Genomic DNA, 22,924 nt, shown 5'->3' with positions numbered 1-22,924 from the left:
AAACGGCAGCCTCAATGGGCTGCCGTTTTATTTACTGCTGACGGATCACTCAAGCCAGACGCGAAAGCATTTCCTTGGCTTCGCTCTTCTGCCCGGCATCACCCTCGGTCACCACCTCATTGAGGATGTCCCGAGCGCCGTCGTTGTCCCCCATGTCGATGTAGGCCTGGGCCAGATCGAGTTTGGTAGCGACTTCATCTGTACCGGAGAGAAAGTCGAAGTCCGGTTCATCCGCTGCCGAGGCCATGGCGTCTTCTGCGGTGAAACGCGGCTCGCCAATGCTCTGGGACAGACGATCCAGTTCGGCGTTGACGTCATCCAGTTCTGCTTCAAAGTCATCCGGAACATCAGCGACGACAGGCTTGGCCGGGGCCGGGGCCGCGTCCATTTCATCGGCCAGCGACAGGTCAAAATCGGCAGGCAATTCCAGATCGTCCTGTGGCACTTCAGGCGCGACCGGAAAATCTTTCACGCCTTCGTCCAGATCCAGCAGGAAGTCGTCTTCAGCGAGAATCGCCGGCGACGGCTGGGCGCCCAGGTCCATGTCCAGATCGAAGTCCGACAGGTCGTCGAGGTTTTCCTTGATGTCGGTTTGCTGCTGCAGCACCGATTCAAAGCTCAAATCGTCATCCAGCGGGAACTCGTCCAGCTCGGTCGACGCATCTGCCTCGGGCGCAACCACAGCCGGGGAAGCGGCTTCCAAGTCGTCCAGGCTCAGGTCGAACGCGCTGTCGAAGTCGTCATCGGCTGCGGCCGGTGCTTGCGGCTCGTCGAGCAGCAGGTCCTTGACGTACTGCGCATCCAGTTCCGCGGCGATGGCTGCGGCGGCCAGCCCACTGGCGGCAACCACGGCCATGGCCGGGAAGCGCGTCTTGAGTTTTTCGACCTGGGCGAAGTTGTCACCGTTAGCGACCAGTTGGCGCTCCTGACCCACGAACGCGTCACGGTCGCCCTGCTGACCGTAGACTTCCATCAGCTTCAAACGCAGGTCACTGCGCTGCGGCTCTTGCTTGATGCCATCTTCCAGCAACGCGGCAGCCTGGTTCAGACGCCCCGCAGCAATGTGCGATTGCGCCTTGGCCAGCACGTCGTCATCACGCTCGCCAGCCGGCGACACCAGAGGCGCCGCAATGGGCGTAGTCATCACAACCGGTGCAACCACGGGTGCAGGCGTCGGCGTGGGAGCAGGTGCTGGCGTCGGCGCAGTGGCGAGCTTCACGCTAGGCGGCGGCACTTCCAGACCTTCGAAGCTGCTTTCCGGCAGGTCGTTGTCAAAGGACATGTTCTGTTCTTCAGACAACGCACGGGCCATGCGCAGGTGTTTCTCGGCTTCTTGCTGGGCTTTGCGGCGACGTGCCAGCAACAGCAGCAAGAGCGCCAGCACCACCGCACCGCCACCAATCAAACCCAGCAGGATCGGGTTGGTCAGCAGTTCGTTGAACTTCTGGTCGTCGGAGACCGCTGGCGCCGGCTCGATTGGCGGCTCGGCAGGTGCCGGTGTCGCTTCAGGTGCCGCCGCCGGAGCAGGCGCTACCTCAGCCGGTGCCGGCGCAGGGTTTGCTGCCAATTCAGCCGACATGGCCGGAGCAGTCGCTGCAGCAGGTGCACCCGCCGCGCCTTCGGCCTGCATCTTGGCCAGTTGATTGTTCTTCAGCTCGATCAGTTTTTGCAGCTTGTCCAGCTGGCTTTGCAGATCGGTCATGCGGCTTTTCAGTTCAGCGTTGTCACGACGGGTCGTGTCGAGGCTTTCCTGGGTCACAGCCAATTTGTTGCTCAGGTTCTTGGCATCGCCTGCGGCGCCCTTACCACCGGCCTTGCCGGATTCGGCAGAGACCAGGCTCAGTTTGTCCTTGGCAGGTTCTGCACTGGCGGCGTCAGCACGACCGCGCTTGGTGGCATCAAGCTGTTGCTGCCCGGTGCCGGGTTTCGCCACATAACGACGACCCTGGCGCCACGCGGTGTTCTGCGCGGCCACTTCTGCGATTGCCTTGGGTTGCGACAGCGTGGTGGCTTGCGCCTGATCCGGCATGCGCAGCACCTGACCGGTTTTCAGCCGGTTGATGTTACCGTCGATAAAGGCATCCGGGTTCAGCGCCTGGATGGCCAGCATGGTTTGCTGAATCGAACCACCGTTGCGCGCCTTCGCAGCGATTTCCCACAGGGTATCGCGCGGCGTGGTGGTGTGTTGAGCCGGGTTGGACGCGCCGGTCACCGGAGCAGTAACGTTTGAAGTCGGCGCTGGCTGCGCAGCCGCTTCAGCGGTCTGCGGCGAGAATTTGGACGGATCGAGCAGTACGCTGTAATCGCGCAACAGGCGACCGTTAGGCCACATGACCTGAACCAGGAATTTCACCATCGGTTCGGACAGAGGCTTGCTGGAGGTCACACGCAGGATGCTTTTACCGCTGGCGTTGAGCACAGGGGTGAAGGTCAGGTCATTGAGAAATGCCTGGCGGTCGACACCGGCCTTGGCGAAATCTTCCGGCGAGGCCAGGCTCGGCACCACTTCGGCGGCCGTAAGGTCCTTGACGTCGAGCAGCTCGATTTCCGCCACCAGGGGTTGGTTCAGCGTCGACTTCAGGGTCAATTCCCCGAGCCCGAGGGCATGCGCCATACCGGATGACAGCGCCGAGGCGGCCGCAATTGCTAACACCAGTTTGCGAACTTGAACCATAGCCTCATCCTTTGTTTGAACATTCCTCGGCCAGCGAGAAGGTATTGATAGTCGCTGCCGTAAGGCATTGCGCGCGGCGTCGAAGTGTCATCGCGCGCGATCATTTCTTGCCTGCCCCGGAAAGCCCCGTCGGGTGGCTTTCCTTCAGCAGTGCGGCCAAGCATAGCGCCCGGCTAGAATCATTCTGTGAATTGTTGCCAAGTATCTTTTACAGCAGGTCTTTTATCAACAATTCAGCCACCTGCACAGCATTGAGCGCGGCGCCTTTGCGTACGTTATCTGACGTCAGCCACAAATTAAGTTCCGACAGGTCGTCGACACCGTTGCGAACCCGACCGACGTACACCACGTCCTGGCCCACCGCATCACCCACCGCGGTCGGATAATCGCCGGCCTCAACCAGCTCGATACCGGGTGCATCTTCCAGCGCCGCGTTGACTTTCGCCAGGTCGACAGCGCTCGTTGACTGCAAGGTCACGCTAAAGCTATCGCCAAAAAACACCGGGGCTTGAATGCAAGTGATGGAAATCTTTAATTGAGGCTGCGAAATGACCTGACGCAACTCACGCACGAAGCGTTTTTCCAGCAGTGTATGGCCCTGCTCATCCGGTTTGCCGACCTGTGCCAACAGGTTGAACGCCATTTGCCGATCGAAGAAAGTCGGCTCCAGCGGACGCACGTTGAGCAGCTCGGCAGTTTGCCGGGCCAGCTCTTTCACCGCTTCGCGACCTTGAGCGGAGACCGCCAGGCTGGCGGTGACGTTGACCCGCTGCAGATCAATAACCGAAAGCAACGGCGCCAGCACCACGGCCAGGGTGGTGGCCGACGGGCTTGGGCTGCTGACCTGGAACGGTTTTTTCAATGTCACGAGGACTTCGGCATTGGCTTCTGGCACCACTTGCGGCGCCTGGTCGGCCGGCAAAGCGCCAGACAAGTCGATCACCGAGCAACCGGCAGCGGTCGCGCGTGAGGCGAAACTGAGCGTCACCGCCGGGCCGGCTGCGAAAAACACCAACTGGACTTTGCTGAAATCGAATTCATCAACTTCCCGCACCCGCACGTTCTTGCCGCGAAACGGCACCGAATGGCCGGCCGATTCGCTGCTGGCCAGCAGGTGCAAGTCGCCGACCGGGAAGTCGCGTTCTTCAAGAATCTGCACGAGCGTTTCGCCGACAGTACCGGTGGCGCCGACTACGGCGATATCAAAGGACTGGCTCATGGTTCTACCTCAGGCGAAACGGGGGGAGCGGCACTTTACCGGGTGGGTGGCGTGCAGGCAATTCGGCTGGGATCTGCGGTGCCTGGACTGACGCCTTCGCGAGCAGGCTCGCTCCCACATTGGATTGCGTACCCCTGTGGGAGCGAGCCTGCTCGCGAAGGGGCCGGTATAGACAACTCATCGACATCAGACCACCGGGAATAAAAAAACCCGCACCTCTTTCAAGGCACGGGTTCTTTCATTGCTTCAACCGATCAACGCTCAAGCAGAATCCGCAGCATGCGACGCAGCGGTTCGGCCGCGCCCCACAGCAGCTGGTCGCCGACGGTGAACGCACCGACGAATTGCGAACCCATGTTCAGCTTGCGCAGACGGCCCACCGGCACGTTCAGGGTGCCAGTGACTTTCGTCGGGCTCAGTTCCTGAATGCTGATGTCGCGGTTGTTCGGCACCAGTTTGACCCAAGGGTTGTGCTGGCTGATCAGCCCTTCGATGTCGGCGATCGGTACGTCTTTGTTCAGTTTGATGGTCAACGCCTGGCTGTGGCAGCGCATGGCGCCGATGCGCACGCAGATGCCATCGACCGGGATCGGGCTCTTGAAGCGACCGAGGATCTTGTTGGTCTCGGCCTGGGCCTTCCACTCTTCGCGGCTCTGACCGTTCGGCAGTTCCTTGTCGATCCAAGGGATCAGGCTGCCAGCCAGCGGTACGCCGAAGTTTTCGGTCGGGTACGCTTCGCTGCGCATGGCTTCGGCCACACGACGGTCGATGTCGAGGATCGCGCTGGCCGGGTCGGCCAGTTGATCGGCGACAGCGGCGTGGGTCGCGCCCATTTGCTTGATCAGTTCACGCATGTTCTGCGCGCCGGCACCGGAGGCCGCCTGATACGTCATGGCGCTCATCCACTCGACCAGACCGGCTTCGAACAGACCGCCCAGGCCCATCAGCATCAGGCTGACGGTGCAGTTGCCGCCGATGTAGTTCTTGGTGCCCGCATCCAGCTGCTGGTCGATGACCTTGCGGTTGACCGGGTCCAGGACGATGACCGCGTCATCCTGCATGCGCAGGCTGGAAGCGGCGTCGATCCAGTAACCCTGCCAGCCGGCTTCACGCAGCTTTGGGAACACTTCGCTGGTGTAGTCGCCACCCTGGCAGGTCAGAATCACGTCGAGGGTTTTCAGCTCTTCAATGCTGTAAGCGTCCTTGAGCGGAGCAATGTCCTTGCCCACGGACGGGCCTTGGCCACCGACATTGGAAGTGGTGAAAAACACCGGCTCGATAAGATCGAAATCCTGCTCTTCCAGCATCCGCTGCATGAGCACGGAACCGACCATACCGCGCCAACCGATCAGACCTACACGTTTCATCGCAACTACACCTTCTTGAAATGTGGGCCGCTGCTTTGTATTGAATTTCGCAGCGGGCCCGAGAGATTACAGATTCCGCAGCGCGGCGACTACTGCGTCGCCCATTTCCTGCGTACCGACTTTAGTGCAACCCGCCGACCAGATGTCGCCTGTGCGCAGGCCTTGGTCCAGCACCAGGCTCACGGCTTTCTCGATGGCATCGGCTGCAACCTGCTGGTTGAAGCTGTAACGCAACATCATCGACACCGACAAAATGGTTGCCAACGGGTTGGCGATGCCCTTGCCGGCGATGTCTGGTGCCGAACCGTGGCAAGGCTCGTACATGCCCTTGTTGTTGGTGTCCAGGGACGCCGACGGCAGCATGCCGATGGAACCGGTGAGCATCGAGGCCTGGTCGGACAGGATGTCGCCGAACATGTTGTCGGTGACAATCACGTCGAACTGCTTCGGTGCACGCACCAGCTGCATGGCGGCGTTGTCGACGTACATGTGGCTCAGCTCGACTTGCGGGTAATCCTTGGCCACTTCCTCGACGATTTCACGCCACAGCTGGCTGGACGCCAATACGTTGGCCTTGTCCACCGAGCACAGCTTCTTGCCGCGCACCATGGCCATGTCGAAGCCGACGCGGGCAATGCGGCGGATTTCGCTTTCGCTGTACGGCAGGGTGTCGTAGGACTGACGCTCGCCGTTTTCCAGGGTACGGGTGCCGCGTGGCGCGCCGAAGTAGATACCGCCGGTCAGCTCACGGACGATCAGGATGTCCAGGCCGGCAACGATTTCCGGCTTCAGGCTCGAAGCCTCGGCCAGTTGCGGGTACAGGATCGCCGGACGCAGGTTGCCGAACAGGCCCAGTTGCGCACGGATTTTCAGCAGGCCGCGCTCAGGGCGGATGTCACGCTCGATGGTGTCCCATTTCGGGCCGCCCACGGCACCCAGCAGCACAGCGTCGGCAGCGCGGGCGCGCTCCAGGGTTTCGTCAGCCAATGGCACGCCGTGCTTGTCGATGGCGGCGCCACCGATCACGTCGTGGCTCAGCTCGAAGCCCAGGGCGAACTTGTCGCTGGCCAATTCCAGCACCTTGACCGCTTCGGCCATGATTTCCGGGCCAATACCGTCACCTGGGAGAATCAGAATCTGCTTGCTCATGCTTTCCTCATGTCATCAGTCGGTGCGCCCCTGGGGCACACCCGGAAAAATTCTATCGTTCAGCCATCAAGACCAGCACATCGGTACTGAACGAACCATCGGCCTCAATCTCGAAATATTCGCGCACTTCGTTGCCCATCGACTGCTGCAACTCGCGGATGGCCGCGCGCATCACTTCAGGTGTACGCATGCGTTCAACCCAGGAGGTGTACTCCAGACGCAGGCGTTGGCGCGTAGTGCTGCGGGTATGCAACCCCGCCTCGCTGACCTGACGCAACCACTCGCCGGCGGAATAATCGCGCACATGGCTGGTGTCGCGCAGCACTTCGACGCTTTGCAGGTAAGTGTCGAACAACGGGCTGCCCGGTGACAACACGTCGACGAACGCCGCCACGCCGCCCGGCTTCAGCACTCGACGCACTTCCCGCAGCGCCAGGCCGAGATCGCTCCAATGGTGCGCCGAATAACGGCTGAACACGAAGTCGAACTCGCCATCGGCGAACGGCAGGCGCTCGGCGGCACCGAGGACCGTCGATACGTTGCTAAAGCCACGATCAACGGCAGCACCGGCGACCACGTCGAGCATTTGCTGCGACAGGTCGTAGGCCACCACTTCCTTGACCAGCGAGGCCACGTGAAAACTCACGTGACCGGCACCGCAACCCAGGTCCAGTACCCGAGCATCGCCCTGCCCGGCCAGTTCGGCCTGTAGCAGCGCGAATTCGGTACCTTGAGCGTGAACGGCGCTGCTCAGGTAGGCCGAGGCCTGTTCACCGAATTGCTTTTGGACTACCTGGGTGTGCTGGGCGGTACTGGTCATAGTTATGTCCTGATATTTGTGTTGTCTGATCTGCCGTCTTCGCGAGCAGGCTCGCTCCCACATTTGAAATGCTTTCCAAGGTGGGAGCGAGCCTGCTCGCGAAGAGGCCCGCCATGACTACATCAATCTCGAATCAATCAAGCGTCGCGAAACAACCAGGGCTGGCTCGCCCGGTGCTTGGCTTCAAACGTCGCAATCGCTTCATGGTCCATCAACGTAAGGCCGATATCGTCCAGACCGTTCAACAGGCAATGTTTGCGGAACGCATCGATCTCAAAGTTATGTACCTTGCCATCCGGACGGGTCACGGTCTGGGCTTGCAGGTCGACCTGCAACTGGTAGCCCGGATTCGCTTCAACCTGCTGGAACAGTTCATCCACTTCAGCGTCGCTCAAGATGATCGGCAACAAGCCGTTCTTGAAGCTGTTGTTGAAGAAGATGTCGGCGTAGCTCGGCGCGATGATGCTGCGGAAACCGTATTCTTCCAGTGCCCACGGCGCGTGTTCACGGCTGGAGCCGCAACCGAAGTTCTCACGGGCCAGCAACACGCTGGCGCCTTGATAACGTTCGGCGTTGAGGACGAAGTCCTTGTTCAGCGGACGCTTGGAGTTGTCCTGATACGGCTGCCCCACATCCAGGTAACGCCACTCATCGAACAGGTTCGGACCAAAACCGGTGCGCTTGATCGACTTCAAGAATTGCTTCGGGATGATCTGGTCGGTGTCGACGTTGGCACGATCCAAAGGCGCGACAAGACCAGTGTGCTGGGTAAAAGCTTTCATGCTGCGCTCCTTTAGATCAATTCACGGACGTCGACGAAACGACCGTTTACAGCAGCGGCGGCGGCCATCGCCGGGCTGACGAGATGGGTACGACCACCGGCGCCCTGACGGCCTTCGAAGTTGCGGTTGGAGGTCGATGCGCAATGCTCGCCCGACTCCAAACGGTCCGGGTTCATCGCCAGGCACATCGAGCAACCCGGCTCGCGCCATTCAAATCCGGCTTCGAGGAAAATCTTGTCCAAGCCTTCGGCTTCGGCCTGCGCCTTCACCAGGCCCGAGCCCGGCACGACGATGGCTTGCTTGATGGTCGACGCGACTTTGCGGCCCTTGGCGATGACGGCGGCGGCGCGCAAGTCTTCGATCCGCGAGTTGGTGCAGGAACCGATGAACACGCGATCCAGCTGAATGTCGGTGATCGCCTGATTGGCGGTCAAACCCATGTATTTCAAGGCGCGCACGATCGAATCGCGTTTGACCAGGTCCATTTCCTTCGCCGGGTCCGGCACGTTCTGATCCACGGCCAAGACCATCTCAGGCGAGGTGCCCCAGCTGACTTGCGGCTTGATCTGGGTCGCGTCGAGTTCAACGATGGTGTCGAACTGGGCGTCTTTATCCGACACCAGGTCCTTCCACGCTTCAACAGCCAAGTCCCATTCCGCGCCTTTCGGGGCGAATGGACGGCCCTTGACGTAGGCTACGGTTTTTTCGTCAGCAGCCACCAGGCCTACGCGAGCGCCGGCCTCGATGGACATGTTGCAGATGGTCATGCGGCCTTCAACGGACAAGTCACGAATCGCGCTACCGGCGAACTCGATGGCGTGACCGTTACCGCCGGCGGTGCCGATCTTGCCGATCACGGCGAGGACGATGTCCTTGGCAGTCACGCCGAACGGCAATTGGCCTTCGACCGACACCAGCATGTTCTTCATTTTCTTGGCGACCAGGCACTGAGTGGCGAGCACGTGCTCGACCTCGGAAGTGCCGATACCGTGAGCCAGGGCGCCGAATGCGCCGTGGGTCGAGGTGTGGGAGTCGCCGCAGACCACGGTCATACCGGGCAATGTCGCGCCCTGCTCCGGGCCGATGACGTGGACGATGCCCTGGCGAATGTCGTTCATCTTGAATTCGACGATGCCGTATTCATCGCAGTTGTCGTCGAGGGTCTGAACCTGCAAACGCGAGACCTGGTCGACAATCGCTTCGATGCCGCCCTTGCGCTCCGGGGTGGTCGGTACGTTGTGGTCCGGGGTCGCGATGTTGGCATCGATGCGCCAAGGCTTGCGCCCGGCCAGACGCAGGCCTTCGAAGGCTTGCGGCGAGGTCACTTCGTGGATGATGTGACGATCGATATAAATCAGCGCAGAGCCATCGTCGCGCTGTTTGACCAAGTGCGAATCCCAGAGCTTGTCGTAGAGCGTTTTGCCGGCCATCAGACGGTTCCTCATCAGCTTGTTTCTATGCCCCGGGCCTTGAACGTTTCAATAACCCTTTGGCTTGTGAGGCTGATCCTAGGGGGTTACATTAAATAACTCAAATTCATATTTTTTATGCTTTGGATAACCAACTGGAATACAACAATGGATCTGGCCAACCTCAATGCCTTTATCGCAATTGCCGAGACCGGCAGCTTCTCCGGCGCCGGCGAGCGGCTGCACCTGACCCAACCGGCCATCAGCAAACGCATCGCCGGGCTGGAGCAGCAATTGAAGGTGCGTCTGTTTGATCGCCTGGGCCGCGAAGTCGGCTTGACCGAGGCCGGCCGCGCCCTGTTGCCACGGGCCTATCAGATTCTGAATGTGCTGGACGACACCCGACGCGCCCTGACCAACTTGACCGGCGAAGTGTCCGGCCGCCTGACCCTGGCCACCAGTCACCACATCGGCCTGCACCGTTTGCCGCCCTTATTAAGGGAATTCACCCGACGCTACCCACAAGTGGCGCTGGATATCCAGTTCCTCGATTCGGAAGTGGCCTACGAAGAAATCCTCCATGGCCGCGCAGAACTGGCGGTGATTACCCTGGCGCCAGAGCCCCATTCGCTGGTCAAGGCGACACCGGTGTGGGACGACCCGCTGGATTTCGTGGTCGCCCCGGAGCATTCGCTGATCAGCAACGGCCCGGTCACCCTGGCCGACATTGCCCTGCACCCGGCGGTCTTCCCCGGCGGCAACACCTTTACTCATCACATCGTGCAGCGATTATTTGAGGCGCAGGGCCTGACGCCGAACATCGCCATGAGCACGAATTATCTGGAAACGATCAAGATGATGGTCTCGATTGGCCTGGCCTGGAGCGTGTTGCCGCGTACGATGCTCGATGATCAGGTTGCGCGAATACCTTTGCCGGGCATACAACTGACTCGCCAGCTAGGCTATATCTTGCACACCGAAAGGACGCTATCGAATGCGGCAAGGGCTTTCATGGCTTTGCTGGATGCACAACTCGATTTGCCAGGGACTCATGGCTAACGTGTGCTACGCCTATATAGCCGCGAAACTATAGCCGCGAAACCCTGCGCTTAACGCTCATTTCCGCCCAAGGCCTGCTGCCAATGCCGAAATCTGTTGACCGTGTTCCGCCGATGCCGCGTATCCAGGCGCTCGACCCAAAAAGGTCCGAGCTGAGTTGGGAAAGCGCGCCACAATTGCTCGCCGCCCTCAACGGCGCGCGGTTGGGGGCCTGGTATTGGGACATCGAACGTGGGCAGATCAGCTGGTCGCGGGGGACTCAGGCACTGTTTGGTTTCGATCCGCACCTGCCATTGCCCGAGGACCTGGAATACCTCGATTTGCTGCCGCCGGAAGATCGGGCGAAAACCGTCCGCGCGTTCCATGCGGTGATTGCCGGCGCGCCGCTTGAGCAAGCGATGCACCATCGCATCCGCTGGCCCGATGGCAGCCTGCACTGGCTGGAAATCAGCGGCAGCCTGCTGCCGGACAAACACGGCCGGCCACGCATGATCGGGGTGATCCGCGAGATCACCCATCAGCGCCAGCGCGAACAAGCCCTGAGCAGCTCGGAAAAACGCTTCGCCACACTGTTTCACCTGTGCCCGAACATGGTGTTGCTGACCCGCCAGGAAGACGGCCTGATCACCGAAGCCAACCAGTATTTCGAAAGCCTGTTCGGCTGGCCCGTGCAAAACGCGATAGGCCGCACCACGCTGGAACTGGGCCTGTGGGTGCACCCGGAACAACGAGCCAAACTGGTCGCTGCCACCAAGGCCAAAGGCGAGTTGGTCAGCATGGAGGTGCAGTTTCGCGCCAGCAACGGGCAGGTCCTCGATGGCATCCTCAGCGCGCAAAAAGTCGAACTCGAGGGCCAGCCGTATCTGCTGAGCACCTTCCTCGACACCACCGAACGCAAAGTCGCCGAACAAGCCCTCAAGGACAGTCAGGAACGCCTCGATCTCGCCCTGGACTCGGCGCAGCTTGGCACCTGGGACTGGCACATTCCCAGCGGCATGCTCTACGGCTCTGCGCGGGCCGCGCAATTGCACGGACTGGAAGCCAAGCCGTTCCATGAATCCTTCGATGAATTTTTTGAAGGCGTACCCGGTGAAGAGCGCGACACCATGCGCGACGCCTACCGCAGCCTGCGCGAAGGCCCGGCCGGCAATTATCAGCTGACCTACCGTGTACAACTGCCGGACGGCAGTTCGCGCTACCTGGAAAGCCGCGCCCGCCTCTACCGCGATGAAAACGGTTTCCCGCTGCGCATGGCCGGCACCTTGCTCGACATCACCGATCAGGTTGAGCGCGAACAAAAACTGGTGGCATCAGAAGAGAAATTCGCCACGCTGTTCCAAGTCAGCCCGGACCCGATTTGCGTGACGCGCCAGGACACCGGCCAGTTCATCGAGATCAACTCCAGCTTCACCCAGACCTTCGGCTGGAGCGCCGCCGAAGTGATTGGCCGCAGCGCCGATGAGATTGGCCTGTGGGACGCCTCGGCGAAAAGCCTGCAACGGATCGAACAGGTCATCCGCGAACAAGGGCTGAACAATGTCGCCATCGTCGCCCAGCACAAGGACGGGCAATCGCTGACCTGCGTGATTTCCAGCCGCCAGATCAACGTCGATAACCAACCCTGCATCGTCACCACCTTGCGCGACATCACCCAGCAACAACGCTCCGAAGCGGCGCTCAAGGCCAGCGAAGAGAAATTCGCCAAGGCGTTCCACTCCAGCCCCGACGCCATCACCATTACCGAGCGCGACACCGGACGCTACCTGGAGGTCAACGACGGTTTCTGCCGCCTGACCGGCTATCGAGCGCAGGAAGTGGTCGGTCGCACGGTGTATCAAGTGGGCATCTGGGCCGAAGAGAAACAACGTTCGGCGTTGCTCGCCGAGCTACAGCTCAAGGGCCGGGTGCATCACCAGGAAATGCTCGGGCGCAATAAACGCGGGGAGTTGCTGACCGTCGAAGTCTCGGTCGAGCCGATCACCCTCAACGAAACCGCCTGCCTGTTGCTGACCGCCCGCGACGTCAGCCTGCTGAAAAACGCCGAAGCGCAAATTCGTCACCTGGCCTACCACGATCCCCTGACCAACCTGCCCAACCGCGCGCTGCTGATGGATCGCCTGAGCCAGCAGATCGCCCTGCTCAAGCGCCATAACCTGCGCGGTGCGCTGCTGTTCCTCGACCTCGATCACTTCAAGCACATCAACGACTCCCTCGGTCACCCGGTCGGCGATACCGTGCTGAAAATCATCACCGCGCGGCTGGAAGCCAGCGTGCGCATGGAAGACACCGTCGCGCGGCTGGGTGGTGACGAATTTGTGGTGCTGCTCAGCGGCCTGGAAGGTTCGCGCAACGAAGTCAGCGCCCAGGTCCGGGAACTGGCTGACACTTTGCGAGAACTGTTGTCAGAACCGATGTTCCTCGATGGCCAGCGCCTGCAAGTGACGCCGAGCATCGGCATCGCGCTGATTCCCGACCACGGCTCGACCCCAACCGACCTGCTCAAACGCGCCGACATCGCGCTGTACCGCGCCAAGGACTCGGGCCGCAACACAACGCAGATGTATCACAACACCATGCAGAAGGCCGCCAGCGAACGCCTGCGCATGGAAACCGATCTGCGCCTGGCCCTTTCACGGGGTGAATTCCATGTGCACTACCAACCGCAGATCGACGCCCGGGGCAATCGCATTGTCGGCGCCGAAGCGCTGGTGCGCTGGGACCACCCCGAACTCGGGCCGCAATCACCGGCCGAGTTCATCAAGGTGCTGGAAGACAGCGGACTGATTCTCGAAGTCGGCACCTGGATCATTGATGAGGCCTGCGGGGCTTTCAAGAAACTGGTCGCCAAAGGCCTGGTCAACCCGCTGAGTTTCAGCCTGTGCGTGAACATCAGCCCAAGGCAATTTCGGCAAACCGATTTCGTCGAACGCATCGAACACAGCCTCACCAGCCACGGCTTGCCCTGCTCGCTGCTGAAACTGGAAATCACCGAAGGCATCGTCATCCAGAACCTGGAAGACACCATCAACAAAATGCGTCGCCTGAAAAAACTCGGCGTGAGTTTCGCGATGGATGACTTCGGCACCGGGTACTCCTCGTTGACCTACCTCAAGCGTTTGCCGGTCGACACATTGAAGATCGATCAGTCGTTTATTCGTGACGCCACGACTGATCCGAACGACGCGGAAATCATCCGCGCGATTGTCGCCATGGCGCGGAGTCTGGAGCTGAAAGTGATTGCCGAAGGGGTGGAGACGGCGGAGCAACTGGAGTTTTTGCAGGGCTTGGGCTGCCATTTCTACCAAGGGTATTTGCATAGCCGGCCGTTGCCGGTGGAAGAGTTTCAAAAACTCCTGAAATAATCAGGGACGGGGCACTGATGCACCGAACGATGGAGATGTTCGGTAACAGATGCCCCAATTGCCAGCTTTTCTCTCAACCTGTACGGTCGCGTTTTTTTGTACCGCCTCAAAGAGATCAACCATGCAGGATGCAACCCTTCCCCGCCCGGCCTTGCTGGGTATCGACCTTGGGACCACCAATAGCCTGATCGCCGTCTGGCAGGGTGGTCGGGCACAGTTGATTCCCAACGCCCTCGGCGATGTCCTGACTCCATCAGTAATCAGCCTTGATGAGGACGACAGCATTCTGGTGGGCAATGCTGCCCGCGCACGCCTGACCACCCACCCTGAACGCACAGTGGCAGCGTTCAAGCGGTTCATGGGCAGTGACAAAAAGTTCGAATTGGGCGGGCGGCAATTCAGCCCAGAAGAACTTTCTGCGCTGGTGATCGGCTCGCTCAAGCAAGATGCCGAAGCCTGGCTGGGCCACCCGGTGCACGAGGCGGTGATTTCAGTGCCGGCGTATTTCAGCGACGAGCAACGCAAGCGGACGCTGTTCGCCGCCGAACTGGCCGGCCTGACCGTATCGCGTCTGATCAACGAACCGACCGCTGCCGCCATGGCTTACGGGCTGCATGAGCAGAAATTCGAGCGCACGCTGATTTTCGACCTGGGCGGCGGTACGTTCGACGTGACGGTGCTGGAATATGCATTGCCACTGATCGAAGTGCACGCCTCCACCGGCGACAACTTTCTCGGCGGCGAAGACTTCACTGCCGCGCTGTTGCAGGCCTGCCTGAAACACTGGCAACTGACCCCGGCAATGGTCGATGCGCAAAGCATGGCCAGCCTCGGTGATACCCTTGAGCAGCTCAAATGCAAACTCGGCGAAGGCACTCAACACCTGAGCTGGCGCCACGCCGACAAAACCTTCGAATGGTCACTGGACGAAGCGGCGGCGGTAAAAGTCTGGGAACCGTTGCTGGCGCGCTTGCGCGCGCCGATCGAACAAGCGCTGCGCGATGCCCGACTCAAGCCCCGCGACCTCGACAGCCTGGTGCTGGTCGGCGGCGCCACGCGCATGCCGGCGGTGCAGCAAATGGTCGCCACGCTGTTCGGGCGCCTGCCTTACCGGCATCTTGATCCGGATACCATTGTTGCGCTGGGAGCGGCGACGCAAGCGGCGTGCAAGGCGCGCGACGGTGCGGTTGAAGAGTTGATTCTGACGGATGTCTGCCCGTATACGCTGGGGATTGCGACCATGCGTGGCGAAGACATCAAAGGTGCCTTCTCGCCCATCATCGAACGTAACACCATCATTCCGACGTCAAGGGTGGAGCGCTATTACACCACCCAGCCTAAGCAATCGCTGCTGCGCATCGCCGTGTATCAGGGTGAACGGCCGTGGGTTTGCGACAACATTCTGATTGATGCTTTCGATGTGACGTTGACGCCCACTGAACACATCCAGGAGCTGGACGTACGCTTCAGCTATGACATCAACGGTTTGCTCGAAGTCGACGTCACCCTGCTCGAAACCGGCGAGCGTCACAGTCACAGCATCGACCGCAGCCCCACCGGTCTGGACGAGCAAGCGCGTCGCGACAGCCATAACCGGCTGTCGACCCTGAAAGTCCATCCACGCGATGCGCTGCCCAACCGCACGTTGCTCGCCCGTCTGGAGCGAGCATGGATGCAAAGCCTCGGCACGCAACGCGAGCACATTGCCGAATGGCTGCACAACTTCACCACCGTGCTCGGCGGCCAGCAACCCTCGGAAATTGCCAGCCATCGCTCAGAGCTGAACAAGGCGCTGGATCAACTGCGTCTCTAACCGTTGAGCCGCCGCAAGGCAGCCTGCAAGCCGCCGGACAGCATTTCGGAATCGCCGCTGTCCGGCGGCACACCATAGCGGTTGGGCAACTTGTCACCGGGAAAGCCGAACAGCAGCAACGGCAGGAATGGCAGAACCGGCGTCAGCGCCATGAAGATCAGCAACGTCGGAATGCCCAGGCCCATGTCGTGCAAGCGGCGCAGAATAGCGCCGAACACCAGCAGCACGCCCAATAGCAGGATAAGAATGCCTGCGCCCGTAGTGCCACTGATCAGCCCTGCCACCGGCGCAATCACCACACACCCCAAGACCTGAGCGATAAAAGCCTTGCGCCCCAACCGCGAGCCTAGACGCCAGATCGCTGTCGCCGGTACCGGCTGCACATCGCTTTTCGCCAGCAGTAATCGTTCCGACCAGGACAATATCGCGCAAAGGGCCAGGCGCAACCCGACACTGTTCTGCGCATCGTCCTTGCCTTGTTGCAGTTGGCGCAGGACGCGCGTTTTCGGCACCCCGGCAGCGCCATAGCGAATCAAGCCCTTGAGCGCATCCAGCGCTTCATACGCCAGCAGTTTGTCGACACCAAAATCGGTCAGCACTTTGCGCGGCGGCCACACCGGTTCGCCTTTGATCAAACCGTCGCGGAAGCCTTCGAACCAATCGTCTTCACAACTGACCGCCGCGATCGATTGCAACAATGCGCGATGCTGCTCGGCACTCAGGCTCGGGTCGTGATAGAGCACGCCCCAGAACATCATCAAACCCAGCAAATCGTCGCCACAGGCAGCACGATCGCTTTCAAGGCAGGTGTAAAGCAGGGTATTGGCCGGTAACCGCGTGCTGTCGAGTGCCTGCTGTACGCTGAACAATTGCTGCACCAAAAAGCCATGTACCGGGTCATTGCCTTGCAGCCATCCGAGCAAACCATCGCAACTGCCCTGCTCACGCTGCAAGCGCCGCAACAAAGGTTGCAGGCGACTCAAGGGATGGGCCGGATTGAAAGGTAGGCGCTCCACGCACTGCGCATCAATCATTTGCAGCCAGCGTTCGGGCTGGTCCAGCAATGCCAGCAAGAACAGGGTCTGCGAGTGCCACTCCCAAGTGGCCTCACCCAGCCCGACCGGCGGCAACTGAATCCCGCGCCGGCTTAACTGCAGAATCAAGTCGAGTTCGGACAAGTCGCAGTCGTCTTTGACCGCAGCCAGCTTGAACGCGTCTGCCAGTCGTTCCAGCGCAGCGTCGTTGTAAGGCCGCAAGCGACGCAGCCACAGCCGACAGACCTTGTGCGGCTCGCCGTCGGTCAGCACCTGCGGCAATGGCCGTGAACCTGAATCCGCTTCGCCGAAAGCACTCATGGCCAGCGCAATCGGTGCCTCGCCCAGCCAGCGCAGGTGTTGCTCAGCCTGATATTTGAACCCGCTCATCACCAGGCTTTCGAGGGCATCGATCGGCAGCGGTGCATCCACGATCTGCTGCAACAACGCCGTATCACCCCGATGCAGCGCCCAGGCGTGGCGATACAGATGCAGTAATCGGCTGTCGGCATTTTCGCCCAGCAATTGCGCGAGCAATGGCAGGTCATCACCGCTCATGCGCCAATCGACAAAACTTTGCGCAAGGCTCTGAAGCTTCAACCGTCCGACACCCAGCCAACGGTTCAGCGTCTCGGGGTGTTGTGACGGACAGCCATACACCTGGGCGTCATCGCCAAGATCCTCTGGCCAGTCCAAAATACCCTGCAGGCGATCGAATGCCTGAATCAGCAGGGGCAGAAAAGTCGGCTGGCGCTTGGCACACAGCTCCAGCAGACGACTTTCCGCCATCGGATGGCGATGCTCGTTCCACAGCCTGATCCAGCACGGCAATGCCTGATCGTCCCGCCACAGCAGACTGTTCTGGCACGCCAACAGGTAAAGCCAGTCGACATCATCCGGTGCGGCAAGCTGCTGTTCGATACAGCACTGCAAAAACATCGGCCCGCCAATACCCGCCTGAGTGAACTGCACCAACAGACGCTTGAGAAACGCGGCATCATCCGGCAACGGCAGACAGGTATGCTGACTGGCGAAGTCGGCGAACTCTTGAAGTGGGCGCTGGTTGAAGATGAAGTCGAGGCTACGGGCGTACCACAGCGATTCAGTCTGGGCTGCCTCAGACCATGTGCTCATCAGATCCGTATCAAACGGGTCCGGCGTTTCGATTCGCTGGAGAAAGACCCCCACCTGATGTGCGTCGTCGAAGCCCAGATCCAGCAACTGTTGATCCCAGGCCATACGTTTGGCCAACAGATTCGCGCAACGGTACGACAACGGACCGGCGTCGGCCATCCGGTGGTACAGGCCCCAGCTGACTTCATCGAGCACGTCCAGCGACAGCTCATCCAGCCCTCGGACAAAGGCCTGCCACGCGGCGAAATTGAACCGGCGCGCGGGATCATCCAGCAGCTCGCAGAACTCCCCGAATACCGGAGGGACCTCAACCACAGGCTGCTCAGAGGCTTGGGACTGGTACTCGTCCTCGGGCTCTTCTTCTTCGTCCTCTCGAGCCAGGCGCATGGCCTTTTCGTAGGCCATGCGCAGCGCCTGAAAGCCTTGCGGATCGGTCTCCGGGTGATGCGCTGGCAAACGTGCGCGGTAGGCATTGCGGATCAGGTTTTCGTCAGTGGTAGGCTCGATGCCCAAGCGAATCCAGCAACTCATGACCAGTCGAACTCCTTGAGCGATGCCGGACGTGGCGGCTGATCAATTTCCATGTGCCACGGTAAATCAGCCAGAAACTGAGGAATGTTCTCGGCAAGGCCGCGGGCAATCCGCACATTAAGGGCATTGGCGCCTTGTCGATCGAGTTCGCGCGCAAGCTCATCGTCGCTGGCGCTCAGGCACGACCAAAAGGTCCGGCCCACCACAAAACCGTCGAAGTAAGCCATCCAGCTACCGTAGTGAAATTGCGCTCTGAGGGCCAAACGACTGTGCAGCCAATTGCTTTCGTCCAGATCGACCCACTGATTGCGCACCGCACAACGCAATAGAAAACCCATGCGGCCATAGTCCCAGGACAAAATCCCGCCCGGCCCGCAACTGCCGAACGTGCGACTGGCAAACTCATGCAGGATGCGTTCGCGGGGACTCAGGTCGTCGAGCAAAGCCTGCCATTCACTCGGCAGACAGCGCTGCCACGCCAGATAGGCCGCGCTGAGGTGCTTGGCATGGCCGTCGTCGGTCATCCGCTCGAGCATGTCGAACAATTGCCCACGGTCATCGATACCCCAACTGTCCTGCAGATCGATGTAGCGATCATTGCAGAACGCGGGGTCGTCGTAGCTGGCGCCGGTATTGATCGCCGCCATGGGTGCAGACAGGGCGCACAGCCAGCGCTGTTGAATCTCGTCCATGAAAAAAGGCTCCAGGCCGACCGGTGAGGAATGGGGGTCGGCAAAACTGCGGCGGATTGTAGAGAAACCGCCGCCAGCGGCAAAGTCGCACAGCGGTTTTCTTGCGCGCACAAAAAAGGCCCCGACGTATCGGGGCCTTCATTCAGCGGCTCATCGCCCGTTCAGACGATTGTGTTGCGGCACATGACTCAGTGCTGCAACGCCGGTTTCTGCGTCCCGTTGATCGGGATGCGTTTGGCTTTCGCCTCTTCCGGGATCACCCGCAACAGGTCGATGCTCAGCAGACCGTTGCTCAGATCGGCAGCCTTGATCTCGATGTGATCGGCCAGGCGGAAGGACAGCTTGAACGCACGCTGGGCGATGCCCTGGTGCAGGAAGGTCACACCTTCGTTGGCATCACGCTTGCCGCCACTGATGGTCAGCACACCTTTCTCCACTTGCAGGTCCAGGTCTTCTTCCTGGAAACCGGCTGCGGCGACGACGATGCGGTATTGATCATCACCGTGTTTTTCCACGTTGTATGGTGGGTAGGTGCTGCCTGGCTCGTTGCGCAGGGCGGTTTCGAACAAGTCGTTGAAACGGTCGAAGCCTACCGAGGAACGGAACAGAGGGGCCAGGGAAAATGCAGTAGTCATGGGTCAAATCTCCTGAAAACAATCAGCAAGGTTTTTTATCTCCGCGACCCGAATTCGGCATCGCGTAACCCTTAGATAGGGACCGCTGATTGCATTTCAAGAGACTTTTTTCAGATTTTTTTACGCCGCTTCGGCGACTGTCAGACCGAGCAAACGGCTGACTTGATCCAGCTCGGTCTCACGCCGCAGCACGGTAAACAACTCCACTGCTTCGGGATAATTGCGCGTCAGCATTGCCAGCCATTGCTTCAAGCGACCCGGCGATTGGCGGGCTGTCATCTGCGCCTTGGCTTGCAGCCAGAAGTCCTGGATCAGCGGCAACAGCTCGGCCCAGGTCATCTCGACCACTTCTTCACCGGCTCGCGCTGCCGCGATTTGCCGGGCCAGGTCCGGGCGCGAGACCAGGCCGCGACCGAGCATGATGTCTTCGACGCCGCTGATCTCGCGGCAACGACGCCAGTCTTCGACGCTCCAGATGTCGCCATTGGCAAACACCGGCACCTTGACCACCTCTTGCACGCGCGGGATCCACTCCCAATGCGCTGGCGGTTTGTAGCCATCGGTCTTGGTCCGCGCATGCACCACAATATGTGCTGCGCCGCCTTCAGCCAAAGCCGTGGCACAGACCAGTGAACCGTCGGGACTGTCGAAGCCCAGACGCATCTTGGCCGTCACCGGGATGTGCGCAGGCACCGCGCGACGCACGTGCTCGACGATTTCGTTGAGCAGTTCAGGCTCTTTGAGCAACACCGCGCCGCCTCGGGATTTGTTGACGGTCTTGGCCGGGCAACCGAAGTTCAGGTCGATGACTTCAGAGCCCAACTCACAGGCCAGCGCGGCGTTTTCTGCCAGGCACACTGGATCAGAACCGAGCAGTTGCACACGCAGAGGCACGCCGGACGCGGTGCGGGCACCGGTCAGCAGTTCGGGACCGAACTTGTGGTAGTAGGCAGGCGTGAGCAACTGATCGTTGATCCGGATGAACTCGGTCACGCACCAATCGATCCCGCCCACACGGGTCAGCACGTCCCGCAGGATGTTGTCGACCAACCCCTCCATGGGCGCCAAAGCAATTTGCATGAAAAACACACTCGACGAAAAACGTGCGGCAGTTTACTGGATTGCGCGGGGAATCTGCAGAACATCCCACATTAGATGTTGGTCGTATCTAACATTTGTAACGCCGGGCCGTAGCCTTCGATGAACTCCGGCGGCATGCGCTTGGGCTTGCCGGTCGACAGTTCGATGCAGACGAACGTGGTTTGCGCGCGCAGCAACGTGGTGTTGTCGCGCGGGCGTTTCAACTGGAAGTGTCGGGTCATTTTCAGGCGCTGATCCCAATCGACGATCCAGGTCGCCAACTGCAACTCATCATCTTCGTAGGCGGCGGCCAGGTAATCGATCTCGTGCCGCACCACCGCCATCGCCCTGTCCAGTCGCCGATATTCGACCAGATCAAGGCCCAGACGCTGCGAGTGGCGCCAGGCGCAACGCTCGAGCCATGTCACGTACACCGCGTTATTGGCGTGACCCAGCCCGTCGATGTCCTCGGCGCCCACTTGCAGATCAATGATAAATGGCGTTGCCCGATCCCAGCTCATGCCCCACTCCCGGTCAGATAATGTCGACCGGGGCAGTGTAACGGATGCTTACGCCGATTGGCGCGATTGCAGGCTGCGACCGGCCAGGAGTGATAACACGCCATCAATGACCCGGGGATCGGCCAGCACTTTCTGATGGCCGCCCTCTTCGAGACGCAGCAAGCGGCTGTCAAACCAGGCTTCGTGGATCAGTTGCGATTCCTTGACCGACACAAAGCAGTCATCTTCGGCATGGACGATCAGGCCCGGCATGTCGAGCTGATAGTGCGCCACGTCCATCGCTGCGGCGCGCATGCCGACGTCTTTCTCGACCTGACGGATGAAGGCCGAACGCGCCTTGGGCGGCAGTCGCACGTACTTGGCAAAGCCACGCAGCACGCCGAGAATCCGCGCCGGAGCGGCGATGGTGACCAGGGTTTCGGTGCGCAAACCCAATTGGACGGCGAGCATCGCACTGGCGCCGCCCATCGAATGACCGATGACCGCTTGCAGCGGCGGCAATTCGGCGGCGGCTTCGAGCATGGCCCGGGCAAACAGCACGACGTTCGCCTCTTCACCCGGTGAACGACCATGCGCGGGACCATCGAGGGCGACCACGCTGTAACCCGCATCGACGAGTGCAGTGATAATGCTGGCGAACTGCGTCGGCCGCCCTTCCCACCCGTGCATCAGCAATACGGCAGGGCCTTGACCCCAGCGCAGCGCCGAGAGCCCAAAGCGCAGCGTGATACGTTCGGACTTCGCCAGCAGCGGCAACTCCCAATCACGCGGAGGCAGTTCTCGCGGGCTCATGAATGCCAGTCGCATTCTACTCGCGACCAGTTGTGGTGCGAACCAGCCCAAGGTGCCATTAACGCCACGAACCCACTTCAACGTGCTCATCGCTCTCACTCCTCAGGCCAATGCCTTCAGGTCACAGCACCGCCGATTTGGCGGCGCGCAGCAATCGATCGGACAACTCTCCCGGCCCCAGCGCGCGGGCCAGCGCCAAACCACCCACCATCAAGGCCATGTCAGCCAGGGCTTTGTCAGTGTCTTCCGGGCTGGCCGCCAACTGCGCGACCATCATTTCCACATGCTCATTCAGTGCGACACGAAACGCGTCCGGCAGCCGCCCCAACTCGCCGACCGAAGCCGGAATCGGGCACGCCGACTCAGAAGAGTCACGGTGTTTACGCGACAGGTAAAACGCCGCCACCAAGGCGCGACGCTCTTCGCCGGTCAACTCGGCATCCATGTCGGCGATCAGGCCTCGACGGTGACCGAGCAACTGCTGGAACGCTTCCAGCATCATTGCGTCCTTGCTTTCGAAGTGCGCATAAAAGCCGCCGACGGTCAGGCCGGCTGCGCCCATCACTTCGCCAACGCTCGGTTCTGCCGGGCCGCGCTGAATCAGCGCTGCGCTGGCAGCCTTGAGGATGCGTTCGCGGGTTTGAGCTTTTTTATCGTTCATCGTTGCCTCCGAATATTACGACTAGAATATTATTCTCATAATAATTTTTCGCAAGTCGTGGATGTGACCGCTGGTCTGAAGAACAGTTTGAAAGAAATTGGGGGATTTGGCCAAACGCCAGACAAACAAAAGGGCCATTCAATAATTGAATGACCCTTATAAAATCCCGCAGAGCGGGTAATCGTGGCGT

General features: G+C 60.4%; 17 protein-coding genes. 3 read left to right on the top strand and 14 right to left on the bottom strand.

The window, feature by feature from the left end; translation table 11 throughout:
- Positions 1–49: 49 nt before the first annotated feature.
- From AC07N8_RS04465 to leuC, 7 genes are all read right to left on the bottom strand, one after another.
- Complete coding sequence (locus tag AC07N8_RS04465) at positions 50–2,674, bottom strand: FimV/HubP family polar landmark protein (RefSeq protein ID WP_493142021.1); 2,625 nt, start codon at positions 2,672–2,674, stop codon at positions 50–52.
- A 208-nt stretch (positions 2,675–2,882) separates the two neighbouring features.
- The gene (locus tag AC07N8_RS04460; RefSeq protein WP_493142023.1) at positions 2,883–3,893 is read right to left on the bottom strand and encodes an aspartate-semialdehyde dehydrogenase; all 1,011 of its coding nucleotides are present in this window, start codon (positions 3,891–3,893) and stop codon (positions 2,883–2,885) included.
- A gap of 254 nt (positions 3,894–4,147) precedes the next feature.
- Complete coding sequence (gene asd, locus AC07N8_RS04455) at positions 4,148–5,260, bottom strand: aspartate-semialdehyde dehydrogenase (RefSeq protein ID WP_027921588.1); 1,113 nt, start codon at positions 5,258–5,260, stop codon at positions 4,148–4,150.
- A gap of 66 nt (positions 5,261–5,326) precedes the next feature.
- Entirely contained in the window at positions 5,327–6,409 is a 1,083-nt protein-coding gene (gene leuB / locus AC07N8_RS04450; protein WP_483840148.1) for a 3-isopropylmalate dehydrogenase, read from the bottom strand.
- A gap of 52 nt (positions 6,410–6,461) precedes the next feature.
- Entirely contained in the window at positions 6,462–7,229 is a 768-nt protein-coding gene (locus AC07N8_RS04445) for a class I SAM-dependent methyltransferase (RefSeq protein WP_493142026.1), read from the bottom strand.
- A gap of 137 nt (positions 7,230–7,366) precedes the next feature.
- Entirely contained in the window at positions 7,367–8,011 is a 645-nt protein-coding gene (gene leuD, locus AC07N8_RS04440; protein WP_123434392.1) for a 3-isopropylmalate dehydratase small subunit, read from the bottom strand.
- Positions 8,012–8,022: 11 nt separating this feature from the next.
- Positions 8,023–9,441, bottom strand: coding sequence for a 3-isopropylmalate dehydratase large subunit (leuC, locus tag AC07N8_RS04435; protein WP_483840151.1), 1,419 nt, complete (start codon positions 9,439–9,441; stop codon positions 8,023–8,025).
- A 147-nt stretch (positions 9,442–9,588) separates the two neighbouring features.
- On the opposite strand from leuC, the gene AC07N8_RS04430 reads away from it, so the two are divergent.
- The 3 genes from AC07N8_RS04430 to AC07N8_RS04420 all read left to right on the top strand — a co-directional run bounded on the left by AC07N8_RS04430 (position 9,589) and on the right by AC07N8_RS04420 (position 15,654).
- The gene (locus tag AC07N8_RS04430; RefSeq protein WP_483840152.1) at positions 9,589–10,479 is read left to right on the top strand and encodes a LysR family transcriptional regulator; all 891 of its coding nucleotides are present in this window, start codon (positions 9,589–9,591) and stop codon (positions 10,477–10,479) included.
- Between the two features lie 83 nt (positions 10,480–10,562).
- Entirely contained in the window at positions 10,563–13,841 is a 3,279-nt protein-coding gene (locus AC07N8_RS04425) for a sensor domain-containing protein (protein ID WP_493142030.1), read from the top strand.
- Positions 13,842–13,962: 121 nt separating this feature from the next.
- Positions 13,963–15,654 (top strand): Hsp70 family protein, encoded by a 1,692-nt coding sequence (locus tag AC07N8_RS04420; RefSeq protein WP_493142032.1) that lies wholly within the window; start codon positions 13,963–13,965, stop codon positions 15,652–15,654.
- Here the strand turns inward: AC07N8_RS04420 and AC07N8_RS04415 are convergent.
- The 7 genes from AC07N8_RS04415 to AC07N8_RS04385 form a co-directional block, all read right to left on the bottom strand.
- Positions 15,651–18,353 carry a DUF805 domain-containing protein gene (locus tag AC07N8_RS04415; protein ID WP_493142034.1) on the bottom strand — a complete coding sequence of 901 codons (2,703 nt, stop codon included), beginning with the start codon at positions 18,351–18,353 and terminating at the stop codon, positions 15,651–15,653. The two genes, AC07N8_RS04420 and AC07N8_RS04415, sit on opposite strands and share 4 nt — an antisense overlap.
- Complete coding sequence (locus AC07N8_RS04410) at positions 18,350–19,045, bottom strand: DUF1266 domain-containing protein (protein ID WP_493142036.1); 696 nt, start codon at positions 19,043–19,045, stop codon at positions 18,350–18,352. Before AC07N8_RS04410 ends, AC07N8_RS04415 begins: the two co-directional genes overlap by 4 nt.
- Positions 19,046–19,233: 188 nt before the next feature.
- Positions 19,234–19,680 (bottom strand): Hsp20 family protein, encoded by a 447-nt coding sequence (locus AC07N8_RS04405; RefSeq protein ID WP_483840157.1) that lies wholly within the window; start codon positions 19,678–19,680, stop codon positions 19,234–19,236.
- Between the two features lie 120 nt (positions 19,681–19,800).
- A complete protein-coding gene (locus AC07N8_RS04400; RefSeq protein WP_483840158.1) occupies positions 19,801–20,760 on the bottom strand; it encodes a tRNA dihydrouridine synthase in 960 nt (319 codons plus the stop codon).
- A 71-nt stretch (positions 20,761–20,831) separates the two neighbouring features.
- The gene (locus AC07N8_RS04395) at positions 20,832–21,281 is read right to left on the bottom strand and encodes an acyl-CoA thioesterase (protein WP_483840159.1); all 450 of its coding nucleotides are present in this window, start codon (positions 21,279–21,281) and stop codon (positions 20,832–20,834) included.
- Positions 21,282–21,329: 48 nt separating this feature from the next.
- Positions 21,330–22,163, bottom strand: coding sequence for an alpha/beta fold hydrolase (locus AC07N8_RS04390; RefSeq protein ID WP_483840160.1), 834 nt, complete (start codon positions 22,161–22,163; stop codon positions 21,330–21,332).
- A 31-nt stretch (positions 22,164–22,194) separates the two neighbouring features.
- Positions 22,195–22,734 (bottom strand): TetR/AcrR family transcriptional regulator, encoded by a 540-nt coding sequence (locus AC07N8_RS04385; protein WP_310260239.1) that lies wholly within the window; start codon positions 22,732–22,734, stop codon positions 22,195–22,197.
- Between the last annotated feature and the right edge of the window lie 190 nt (positions 22,735–22,924).

It is taken from the genome of Pseudomonas sp. GW821-FHT10C09 (genome assembly GCF_059415465.1).
Note: the sequence above shows the minus strand (reverse complement) of the source record. Positions and strands in the feature narration are given on the sequence as shown.

What these genes read in the sequence shown, in the direction of transcription:
- leuD (WP_123434392.1), bottom strand. Translation starts at nt 8,011, where the DNA reads ATGAAAGCTTTTACCCAGCACACTGGTCTTGTCGCGCCTTTGGATCGT.
- AC07N8_RS04425 (WP_493142030.1), top strand. Translation starts at nt 10,563, where the DNA reads ATGCCGAAATCTGTTGACCGTGTTCCGCCGATGCCGCGTATCCAGGCG.
- AC07N8_RS04465 (WP_493142021.1), bottom strand. Translation starts at nt 2,674, where the DNA reads ATGGTTCAAGTTCGCAAACTGGTGTTAGCAATTGCGGCCGCCTCGGCG.
- AC07N8_RS04420 (WP_493142032.1), top strand. Translation starts at nt 13,963, where the DNA reads ATGCAGGATGCAACCCTTCCCCGCCCGGCCTTGCTGGGTATCGACCTT.
- AC07N8_RS04430 (WP_483840152.1), top strand. Translation starts at nt 9,589, where the DNA reads ATGGATCTGGCCAACCTCAATGCCTTTATCGCAATTGCCGAGACCGGC.
- AC07N8_RS04395 (WP_483840159.1), bottom strand. Translation starts at nt 21,281, where the DNA reads ATGAGCTGGGATCGGGCAACGCCATTTATCATTGATCTGCAAGTGGGC.
- AC07N8_RS04415 (WP_493142034.1), bottom strand. Translation starts at nt 18,353, where the DNA reads ATGAGTTGCTGGATTCGCTTGGGCATCGAGCCTACCACTGACGAAAAC.
- AC07N8_RS04390 (WP_483840160.1), bottom strand. Translation starts at nt 22,163, where the DNA reads ATGAGCACGTTGAAGTGGGTTCGTGGCGTTAATGGCACCTTGGGCTGG.
- AC07N8_RS04410 (WP_493142036.1), bottom strand. Translation starts at nt 19,045, where the DNA reads ATGGACGAGATTCAACAGCGCTGGCTGTGCGCCCTGTCTGCACCCATG.
- leuB (WP_483840148.1), bottom strand. Translation starts at nt 6,409, where the DNA reads ATGAGCAAGCAGATTCTGATTCTCCCAGGTGACGGTATTGGCCCGGAA.
- AC07N8_RS04460 (WP_493142023.1), bottom strand. Translation starts at nt 3,893, where the DNA reads ATGAGCCAGTCCTTTGATATCGCCGTAGTCGGCGCCACCGGTACTGTC.
- leuC (WP_483840151.1), bottom strand. Translation starts at nt 9,441, where the DNA reads ATGGCCGGCAAAACGCTCTACGACAAGCTCTGGGATTCGCACTTGGTC.
- AC07N8_RS04445 (WP_493142026.1), bottom strand. Translation starts at nt 7,229, where the DNA reads ATGACCAGTACCGCCCAGCACACCCAGGTAGTCCAAAAGCAATTCGGT.
- AC07N8_RS04405 (WP_483840157.1), bottom strand. Translation starts at nt 19,680, where the DNA reads ATGACTACTGCATTTTCCCTGGCCCCTCTGTTCCGTTCCTCGGTAGGC.
- AC07N8_RS04385 (WP_310260239.1), bottom strand. Translation starts at nt 22,734, where the DNA reads ATGAACGATAAAAAAGCTCAAACCCGCGAACGCATCCTCAAGGCTGCC.
- asd (WP_027921588.1), bottom strand. Translation starts at nt 5,260, where the DNA reads ATGAAACGTGTAGGTCTGATCGGTTGGCGCGGTATGGTCGGTTCCGTG.
- AC07N8_RS04400 (WP_483840158.1), bottom strand. Translation starts at nt 20,760, where the DNA reads ATGCAAATTGCTTTGGCGCCCATGGAGGGGTTGGTCGACAACATCCTG.